Genomic DNA, 9,440 nt, shown 5'->3' with positions numbered 1-9,440 from the left:
AACATGTCGTGGCGGACGAGGAGGCCGGCTACATCACCATCGACGAGGGCGATTACGGCGCGCTGCCGATGACGATCATAGACCGGATCGTCCACAGCGTGCCGGGCGGACGGCTTGACGAATTCTGAGACAGATGGGGAGGGGCGCGTCTGCGCCTCTCCCTTTTTTTTGCTGTGGGGTCAGAACGGACATGGAGGGCATCGAGCCCTCCATGTCCGTGCCGCGAGCATGCTCGCGGCGGGGGCTGTTCACGCCGTCAGGCGCTTTTCCACTTCGTCTATCCCGAGGCTCCGAATCCGGCCGAGAAGGTTCCCCAGCCGCTTTGTCTCGAGTTTGAGAAGACCGGTCTTCTCGATGGCCTGAATGGCTGCCTCGCGTTCCTTCTCTTCCAGTCTTTGCCGCCGCTCTTCGAGCTTGCGGACATCCTTTTCGATCGCGGCTCTTTCCTGTTCCAATGTGCGTGCCATGAAGGGCCTCTTGGTTCACGCTGATCGGGCTATGAACCGCGACACTATAGCCTCTCGCGACCGGCCTCGAAAGCGGAACGTCGCCGATGTTTTTCGGTGCACTTTTCCTCGTGCAAACAAATCCCATCAGCGTCGTTCACAACGCTAAGACGCGCAGACTGGCAGTCTCGCTTCGCGTAATCACGCCTTGCACGCCGTTCCGTCCAAAGGACGGCGAGGCGCCCCGCCGAAGGCATTTTTCATCCCAGACCATCTGTGTCACATGACGACCCGAGGGTGGAGATCTGCCCTGGTACAGAGCAGCACACCGAACGCACCAGGGTGCATGGACTTTGACAGCGATCCCAATAGGTTAGCGGCGCCATGGGCTGTGTGCTGCTGTGGGACAGCATCCGGGAGGCGGAAAGCACCGCTAAAATCCGCCATTTCAGCGTGTTACGTCAGAACACAGCGCGCCCGTCGCTCGCGACTTCCTTGCCCTCCTGGCGCGGCTGCGCTATAAGGTGGATCGGTTTCTGAGACCCCACCAGCCTCCCTGCTAGGAGGCCTGGTTTGACGACCCCCAACAAGCATTGCACGGTCCGCCTCGACCGGAGCAAATATGATCGCCTCGTCGAGCTCGCTGCCGAACGTGGTTGCACGCTGACCGACCTGCTCCGCGCGGCCGTCGACAACTTCCTGTCATCCGGCCAGCTGCTGACCTCCAGTCAGCGCCGTATCGCACGGATCGGCGAGTTCCAGCACCTCGCGCTCGACATCATCATCCGCGAACAATTTCCCGAATATCGCGACCGTATCATCGCGGAAACCGACAAGCGCCTGGAGCTCTACCATGGCGCGTAAGGACGACATCCGCACCGATGGCAGAGCCATCCCGCTGACCCATCACAGCGCGCGTGGCAAAGTGCAGCGCAACTCAGGCAATTTCACCCGCGGCAGCCAGCTCATCACCCATGAGATGCTCATGTGGTTCTCGGGTGCGAAACTGCCTTTCATCCTCTGGTTCTTCGCCTTCCTCGGCGCCTGGTTCATCATCATGTCGATCAAGCTCGACGAGCACGGTTTCCAGCTCGTCTGCATGAAGGTCTACGCGACGCTCTGGAACTGGATCGACCTCGATCCAAACAAACGCGTCAACGTCACGTTGCCGAGCGGCGACATCATGCGAACGGTGATGCAGGCGGTCCCTTATATCCCCGAAGTCATCAAGGCTTGGAGCACCGCGATGCGCGGTCTCCTGGGAGCCTTTCTGATCTCGATCTTCGTGACCATTCCGGTGGCCATCTGGTTCGTCGATCTGTCGCATCGGCGGGGGCGTTCGATCCTTCAGGAACGGCACGAACGCGGGGCGATGCTCGTGGCCCGCGACATCCTTCAGGCCGAGATCAGCCAGCACAATCTCGAGAAGTTCGAGGAGGAGGCGCGCGATCTCTTCCCCGGCATGTCCCCTGCCCAGGTCCTCCGCCTTTCTTTCGGCAAGCGGAAGGGGGCGGGAATCCATCATCCTTACACGCTCGCAGGTGTTCCGTTTCCACACCGGACCGAGCAGTCCCACGTCATGCTCATCGGCACCACCGGCTCGGGCAAGACCACCGAGCTCAGGAGCCTTGTGACGCAGATGCGCGAGCGCCAGGACACCGCCGTCATCTTCGACCTCACCGGCGCCTATGTCGAAGCCTTCTATGACCCCGCGCGCGACACGATCCTCAATCCCATGGACGCGCGCTGCCCGGCCTGGTCGATCTTCAACGACTGCCGCACGCACAGCGAGTTCACCGCTGCTGCTGCTGCCCTGATACCGTCGGATGGTGGTTCGTCCGAGCCCTTCTGGGCGCTCGCCGCGCGCACCCTCTTCATCGAGATGTGCATCCGCTTGATGGAGCGCGGACAGACTACGAATCTCGCGCTGTCCGAGAACCTGATGACCGCCGACCTGAAGCGCGTTCACCGCTTCCTCGCCAATACCATCGCAGACCCGCTGACCGCGCCGGAAGCTGCGCGCATGGCGGAATCGATCCGCGCGGTCTTCAACACCAACGCCCAGGCCTTGCGCTTCCTCCCTGACGACGGCGAGCCCTTCTCGATCCGCGACTGGATCTGCGGGGAGAAGAAGCCGGGATCGATCCTCTTCGTGACGTCGAGCTATGTCGATCTGCCGATGAACCGGGCGCTGCTGACGCTCTGGATGGACCTCGCCATCAACCGCCTGATGACGCTGCCGCGCACACGTAGCTTGCGGACCTGGTTCATGTTCGACGAGCTCGGCGCGCTTCACAAATTGCCGGCGATCGAAAACGGTCTTCAGACCGCGCGCGCGTTCGGTGGTGCAATGATCCTCGGCATCCACAGCTTCGAGAAACTCGTCGAGGTCTATGGCGAGCAGGGCGCGAGAAATCTTGCCTCGCTCGCCCGCTCGAAACTCATTCTCGCGACCGCCGATCTCGACACGGCCGAGCAATGCGCACGCTATATTGGCAACCGCGAGGTCCGCCAGATGGATGAGGCCTATAGCTACGGCTACAACAACACGCGCGACGCCTCGACGCTGACCCCGCGCAAGCAGGTCGAGCCGCTCGTCATTGCCGACGACATCACCAACCTGCCCTCGATGCACGGCTTCGTGAAATTCCCCGACGGCTTTCCCGCCGCGCGGATCTTGCTCGAGTGGAAGGACTATCCCCAGGTCTCCCAGGGCTTCGTCCAACGGCCCGATATCGGGCCGGTTCGGTCGAAGCGCGGAGAGGAAGCGTTCGAGGAGGACGGGGCAGGGGAAGCGGGCGGACGGGACGGCGCCGGGCAGGTGATCGAGGAAGTGTCCGAAAGCACCAATCTCGCGAAGGATCTGGCCGCGCGCATCCTGTCTGCCGAGGTCGAGGAAGTGGACGATGCTGCGAGCCGGGCCGCCCAGCGTGCCGACGATCGCGATGAGCAGACCGCGCCCACGCTACACGCCGCGGACAGGGCCCAGGCGGGCCGCGCCAATGGCGAGGAGCAGCCGGTCGCGACGCGCGAGAGGGACCGGGGAAGCGAGCGGCGGACCGATACGCCGCGAGCGCCCCAGGTCGAGGATCTGACACCGGTCGAGCTGCGCCAGGCCTTCCACCCAGGCCGCGGCGACGACGGCGTCGACATGGGGATCTGATCCATGCTGTCGGTCGCCGCCGTCCGCTCCGCATCCGGCGCCGCGAACTACTTCGCAAAGGACGACTATTATACCGTCGAGGGATCGTCCGAGGCCACCGCCTGGGCGGGGGAGGGCGCCGATGCGATCGGGCTGTCCGGCGAGGTCTCCAAGGAGGCCTTCGAGGGCGTGCTCAACGGCATCCTGCCGAGCGGCGAGGCGGTCGCGCAGGTCGAAAATCGGCGCGCCGGCGTCGACCTTACTTTCTCGATGCCGAAGTCCGCGTCGGTCATGGCCTATGTCGCCGGCGACAAGCGCGTGCTCGGCGCCAACATGGCCGCGGTCAAGGCGACCATGGCCTGGGTCGAGAAGAACCTCGCCGAGGGGCGGCGCGATGTCGAGGGCCGCAAGGTTCCGGTCCAGACCGGCAATCTCGTCTATGCACTCTTCCAGCACGATACCAGCCGGGCGCTCGACCCGCAGGCGCATATCCACGCCGTTATCGCCAACCTCACCCGCATGCCCGACGGCAAATGGCAGGCGCTGCATGCCGACAAGATCTGGAGCCACAACAGCATCATCGGTTCGATCTACCACGCTTACCTCCGTTCCGAGCTCGAGCGGATCGGCTACCAGCTCGACATGAAGGGCAAGCACGGCACGTTCGAGATCGCCGGCGTGCCCAAGGCGGTGATCGCCGAATATAGCCAGCGGCGCGAAGAGATCCTCGACCGTGCGACCCAGCTCGGGATCAAGTCGCCCGAGGGTCTGCGCGAGATCACCAAGCGGTCGCGCGATCCCAAGCTCGATGTCGAGGACCGCGCCGCGCTGAAGCAGGACTGGGTGGACAGGGCCGCTGCGCTCGGGTTCGACGGAAAGGAATTGCGCGCGGCGGCCGAGGCGCGCGCAGGGCTGACGCCGTCCGAAAATGCACTCGAACGCGGCTACCGCGCGATCGTCGATGCCGTCGATGGCGCCCGCCAGACGCTGGGTGCGCTCCTTCGCCCCCAGGACCCCTTGGTGGACAATGCGCTTGCCCGAGCGGTCAGGTCGCCGGCCGAAGCGCGCGCGCAGCTTGGCGTCGCGTCCGCCGTGCGCATCCTTTCCGAACGCGAAGCCGCCTGGCCCGTCGCTCTGCTCAGCAAGACCGCGCTCGATCTCGGTCTCAAGGGCGTCACCGTCGATATGATCGAGAAGCGGATCGACCGGCTCGTGACGAACCGTCAGCTCATTCCGGGCGTCGCGACGGCAGCGGACCGGACGGGCCGCATGGTGACCACGCAGGAGGCGCTGCGCACCGAGGAGAGGATTCTTGGCGCGGTCGATGAGGGCAAAGGGAAAGCCGAACCGATCGTCGCGGCGGCCGACGCGCCGCAGCGCCTGCAGGATGCGGCGGCGCTTCCTCTGAACCCGGGACAGCTTGCCGCGGCGACGATGATCCTCTCCTCGGCCGACCGCACGGTGTCGGTCCAGGGCGTCGCCGGCGCGGGCAAGTCGACCATGCTGCAGGCGGTGGCCCGGGTTGCGGAAGCCGAGGGGCGCGAGATCACCGGCCTCGCATTTCAGAACAAGATGGTGGCGGACCTCGCCGAAGGGGCCGGGATCAAGGCGCAGACGATCGCCTCGTTCGTGCTTGCCAACGAGCGTTTCATCTCCGAGCGCGATACGCCCCGCTACGAGGCGGCGCGCGAGAAGCTCGCCGGCACCATGCTGATCGTCGACGAAACTTCGATGGTGTCGTCGAACGACATGCTCAAGCTCCACCAGATCACGGCAGCGGTGGGCGTCGACAAGCTGGTGCTGGTCGGCGATCGCCAACAGCTCTCCTCGATCGATGCCGGCAAGGCCTTCGCGATGATCCAGGCGGGCGGTGGCACCGTGGCGCGGATGGACCAGAACATCCGCCAGCGCACCGACCAGCTGCGGACGGTCGCCGCTCTCGCCAATATCGGCAAGGCCGGCGCGGCGATGAAGGTGCTGGGGGACCATGTGGTCGAGACGGCCGAGCCAGCCGCCGCGGCGGCCGCCATGTGGCTGGCGCTGGATCCGGCCGGGCGGGAAGCAACCGCCGTCTTCGCCTCGGGCCGCGATGCGCGCGCCATCATCAACTCGGCGATCCAGGACGGACTCGTCGCCGAGGGCAGCGTCAAGGGACAGGGCATCCACCTCACCGTCTACGAGCGGGTCAACACCACGCGCGAGGAGCTGCGCTATGCCTCGACCTACCGGCCGGGCCAGACGCTCGAGGTCGGCCGCGGCGGTGCGCAGGATGTAGGCATCAGGGCCGGTCGCTACGACGTCCTCAAGGTCCATGCCAATGGCAAGGTCGAACTCGCCGAGGGCCGTCGCAAGTTCCGGTTCGACCCGCAGAAGCTGTCGCCGACCGAACAGCGCGATCAGCTCCAGCTCTCGGAGAAGAAGGATCTGCAGCTCCGCGAAGGCGATCGCATCCGCTGGACCGCCAACGACAAGGAGCGCGGCCTGCATAACGCGGCGCTCGCTCGCGTCGTCGGCGTCGATGCCGACGGGGTGAAGGTCGAGACCGCAGACAAGTCGCTCCTGACGCTCGGGCTCGGTGATCCCATGCTCTCCAGGCTCGACCTTGCCTACAGCCTCAACATGCACATGGCGCAGGGGATCACCACCGACAAGGCGATCACCGTCATGTCCGCGCACGAGCGCAACCTCTCGAACCAGCGCCTGTTCAACGTCGGCGTCACCCGCGTGCGCGACGAGCTCACCATGATCGTCGACGACAAGGAGAAGCTCGAGCGCCAGCTCGATATGAATCCAGGCAACAAGACCTCTGCGATGGAGACGCTTGGTCGCCTCGACATCGATGGGAAGAAGGGGACGTCCCCCCACGACAAGTTCGATCCCGGGCCGATCGAGGGCGTCGATCTCACGGACCTTCCACCCCTGCCCACCGACCTGCCCCCGTTGCCAGATGGGGCAGTGCCGGCGGCGAAGGATCCGCAGCGCCCACCCGATCTGAATCCTGATCGCGGCGACGTGCTGCCGCCGCTGCCGGAGCGAAGCCTGGGTCTCGATTTGTAGCTTGAAGCCGCCGGCGAGGGGCCGGCCGCAATGAAGGAGAAATCCCATGGGATGGGAATTCGAAGAAGCCGGTAAGTTCGGCAGTGAGAAGGCGGCCGACGACTATGCCCGGCGCAACAATATCGACCCTCGCGATGTCCATATCGCGCGCAAGGGCGATGAGGTCGAGCTTAGCATTCGCCGCTCCGCTCTCGATCGCCGAGGCTTGCGCGATAGTCATGAGGGCAGGCGGGATGGCTGGAGTTGAGGGGGGGCCTCGCTCTCCTGTTGCCGGCATGGAGAGACTATGTCAGTCGCTGCACCATGTTCGCCCTTAAGGCTCGGGGAGGGGGTCGCGCTGTATCCTACGACTATCGATCCTCAGGCCAGGAGTTCCGTTCCGATCTGATGTGCTGTCTGACCGCTCTCTTCGAAGCTCGAGATGTTGTGGATCGTGGTCTCCGCGATGGCTGTGAGCGCCTCGCGGGTGAAAAAGCCCTGATGGCCTGTAATGAGGACATTCGGGAATGTCAGGAGGCGCGCGAAAACATCATCCTGCAGCATGGTTTCCGACAGGTTTCGGAAGAAGAGATCACCTTCTTCTTCATAGACATCGAGGCCCAACGCCCCAATCCTTCCCGACTTCAATCCGGCGATGACAGCGCGGGTATCCACGACGGCTCCCCGGCTCGTATTGATCAGCATCGCACCCTCGCGGATCAGCTTGAGCGAGTTCGCATTGATCAGATGATGCGTTTGCGGCGTGAGCGGGCAATGGATGGTTACGATGTCGGATCGTTCCATCAGCTCGGGGAACGGCACGTAGGTCACGCCCCGCTGCTCGAGGGTCTCATCCGGGACTGGGTCGAAGGCCAATAGCGTGCATCCGAATCCTTGAAGGATATGGGCCACGAGCGTTCCAATGCGGCCGGTCCCCACAATCCCGACTGTTCGGTTGCCGAGGTTGAACCCAAGCAGGCCGTCCAGCGCGAAGTTCCCTTCCCGGACCCGGACATAGGCCCGGTGCAGCTTGCGGTTGAGCGACAGGATGAGCGCGACGGTGTGTTCGGCAATTGCTGCGGGGGAATAGGCTGGTACGCGCGCGACGGCGATCTTCAGCGCCTCAGCCGCTTCGAGATCGACATGATTGAAACCGGCGCATCGCAAGGCAATCAGTTTCGTCCCTTGGCCGTGAAGCGCGGCGAGCACGTTTCGATCGAGGTGGTCGTTGACGAAGGCGCAGATCGCATCCGATCCCGCCGCCAGCGCCATCGTCTGCTCCGAGAGGCCGGCGTCGAAATAACGCAAGGCGTGCGAATTTCCAGCCGCCGCGTTGGCCAGATCGAGAAATTCCCGATCATAGCTGCGGGTGCTAAAAACGGCGACGTCCATCTACCTGCTTCTCCTGGCCGCAGTGTGCGTGTCCTAAGTATGATCCCGGACAGACAGCCATGTCGATCCGGGGCAAGCGTCACCACACTTTGTCATAATCCGTCAGCAGGATCACTCTCTGAAGCGAATCTCGCGGGCAGATCAGGAAGGACATCACAATGCAGGGATTTATCGGCGACATCGAAAATCTGACCGAGGATAATGAGGACTTTCGCCGTGTTCTCTACACGGGCCGAAATCTGCAACTCGTGCTCATGGCTTTGAAGCCCGGTGAGGAAATTGGGCTCGAAATACACGATGATCGTGACCAGTTCTTTCGGGTCGAGAAGGGCAGCGGCGAGGTTCTCATTGATGGCGTTCGCACGGCCATCAAGGGCGATGACGGCATCATCGTTCCTGCCGGGGCCGAGCACAATATCGTCAACACCGGCGACAAGCTGCTGCAGCTTTACACCATCTATGGGCCGCCGGAACATATCGACGGTACGATCCATCGCACGAAGGCCGATGCCGAAGCGTCGCACGAACATTTCGACGGCCGGACAACGGAATAGACGGGTTCCGCTCGGCCCGGATTGGACGATCAGCGGTCTCCTCCGAGGAGGATTGTTCGCACCTTGCCTGCGACGACCTCGCGTGCGCCGTCCGCTCTTACCTTGTGCCAGTCAACACTGCCGATATCATAATGTGCCTGCGCTTCGGCCACGACGGCATCGGCATCCGAGGCATCGTTCGCGCGCGTCGTGATTCGTTGTTTCAACAGATCGGGCGCGGCTTCGAGCCAGATACCCTCGAATGGAAGGCCCTGGCGCCGTGCGATCCGACCGATCGCATCGCGCTCCACCGGCCTTGCAAAGACCGCGTCCGCTATCGCGGCCTGCCCGGCGTGCAGGGTGTGACTGGCCAATCGTTCCAACTCGCCATAGACTGCCGCGTTTGCTGTCGAGGTATAAGAGGCACTGGGAAGCGGGGTTTCCGGCGGAACGCCCGCCAGCCGCTTGCGCAAGACATCCGACCTTAGAATTCGGGCACCGGGAGCCCGACCCAGACATGGAGCCACCAGCCTGGCAATGGTCGACTTTCCGGTTCCGGAAAGCCCGCCGATCGCGACGAGGCGCGGCGGCACGGGAACGAGCAGCTTATTGGCGAGCGCCAGATAATGCCGGGCCTTGTACGCTAGGTCCGAGTCCGGTGTCCCCGCCGCTTGTGCCGCCAAGGCATGGGCCCGGATGGTCGCGCGGATGGAAAGAAACAAGGGGAGGAGCGCTATGCCCGCCTCATCCTGCGGAGAAATGTCCAGATAGCGGTTCAGCAGCAGATTCGCCTGCGTTTGAAGCCCGCGCGCCCAAAGATCCATCAACAGGAAGCCGAGATCGTAGAGCACATCGGTCGTTGCAAGCGTCGGATCGAACTCGAGGCAATCG

Annotated in this window: 8 protein-coding genes; 5 read left to right on the top strand and 3 right to left on the bottom strand. The window is 63.7% G+C overall.

Annotated features, from left to right (window positions below):
- Positions 1-248: 248 nt before the first annotated feature.
- Positions 249-467: a hypothetical protein gene (locus tag CHB74_RS20945; protein WP_020818471.1), complete on the bottom strand. Its 219-nt coding sequence runs from the start codon at positions 465-467 to the stop codon at positions 249-251.
- A gap of 552 nt (positions 468-1,019) precedes the next feature.
- On the opposite strand from CHB74_RS20945, the gene CHB74_RS20940 reads away from it, so the two are divergent.
- From CHB74_RS20940 to CHB74_RS20925, 4 genes are read left to right on the top strand one after another with little or no spacing between them, the layout of a single operon-like run.
- A complete protein-coding gene (locus tag CHB74_RS20940; RefSeq protein ID WP_089221411.1) occupies positions 1,020-1,310 on the top strand; it encodes a hypothetical protein in 291 nt (96 codons plus the stop codon).
- The gene (locus tag CHB74_RS20935; protein WP_089221410.1) at positions 1,300-3,609 is read left to right on the top strand and encodes a type IV secretion system DNA-binding domain-containing protein; all 2,310 of its coding nucleotides are present in this window, start codon (positions 1,300-1,302) and stop codon (positions 3,607-3,609) included. The genes CHB74_RS20940 and CHB74_RS20935 overlap by 11 nt, the downstream gene beginning before the upstream one ends.
- A gap of 3 nt (positions 3,610-3,612) precedes the next feature.
- A complete protein-coding gene (gene mobF / locus CHB74_RS20930; protein ID WP_089221409.1) occupies positions 3,613-6,645 on the top strand; it encodes a MobF family relaxase in 3,033 nt (1,010 codons plus the stop codon).
- 46 nt (positions 6,646-6,691) lie between these two features.
- Complete coding sequence (locus tag CHB74_RS20925; protein ID WP_089221408.1) at positions 6,692-6,892, top strand: hypothetical protein; 201 nt, start codon at positions 6,692-6,694, stop codon at positions 6,890-6,892.
- Positions 6,893-7,005: 113 nt separating this feature from the next.
- Here CHB74_RS20925 and CHB74_RS20920 read toward each other — a convergent pair whose 3' ends face one another.
- Entirely contained in the window at positions 7,006-8,016 is a 1,011-nt protein-coding gene (locus tag CHB74_RS20920; RefSeq protein ID WP_089221407.1) for a 2-hydroxyacid dehydrogenase, read from the bottom strand.
- A 158-nt stretch (positions 8,017-8,174) separates the two neighbouring features.
- Between CHB74_RS20920 and CHB74_RS20915 the strand changes: the two genes are divergently transcribed.
- A complete protein-coding gene (locus CHB74_RS20915) occupies positions 8,175-8,570 on the top strand; it encodes a cupin domain-containing protein (protein WP_089221406.1) in 396 nt (131 codons plus the stop codon).
- Positions 8,571-8,599: 29 nt separating this feature from the next.
- Here CHB74_RS20915 and CHB74_RS20910 read toward each other — a convergent pair.
- The coding region (locus CHB74_RS20910; RefSeq protein ID WP_179220954.1) for a P-loop nucleotide/nucleoside kinase family protein at positions 8,600-9,440 on the bottom strand (841 nt) is incomplete at its 5' end.

Source organism: Edaphosphingomonas laterariae, from assembly GCF_900188165.1.
Classification (GTDB): Bacteria; Pseudomonadota; Alphaproteobacteria; order Sphingomonadales; family Sphingomonadaceae; genus Sphingomonas_E; species Sphingomonas_E laterariae.
This window is presented reverse-complemented; position numbering and strand designations above follow the sequence as displayed.

Excerpts from the sequence above, each read along its gene's own strand:
- CHB74_RS20945 (WP_020818471.1), bottom strand. The coding sequence starts at position 467 with ATGGCACGCACATTGGAACAGGAAAGAGCCGCGATCGAAAAGGATGTC.
- CHB74_RS20935 (WP_089221410.1), top strand. The coding sequence starts at position 1,300 with ATGGCGCGTAAGGACGACATCCGCACCGATGGCAGAGCCATCCCGCTG.
- mobF (WP_089221409.1), top strand. The coding sequence starts at position 3,613 with ATGCTGTCGGTCGCCGCCGTCCGCTCCGCATCCGGCGCCGCGAACTAC.
- CHB74_RS20925 (WP_089221408.1), top strand. The coding sequence starts at position 6,692 with ATGGGATGGGAATTCGAAGAAGCCGGTAAGTTCGGCAGTGAGAAGGCG.
- CHB74_RS20920 (WP_089221407.1), bottom strand. The coding sequence starts at position 8,016 with ATGGACGTCGCCGTTTTTAGCACCCGCAGCTATGATCGGGAATTTCTC.
- CHB74_RS20915 (WP_089221406.1), top strand. The coding sequence starts at position 8,175 with ATGCAGGGATTTATCGGCGACATCGAAAATCTGACCGAGGATAATGAG.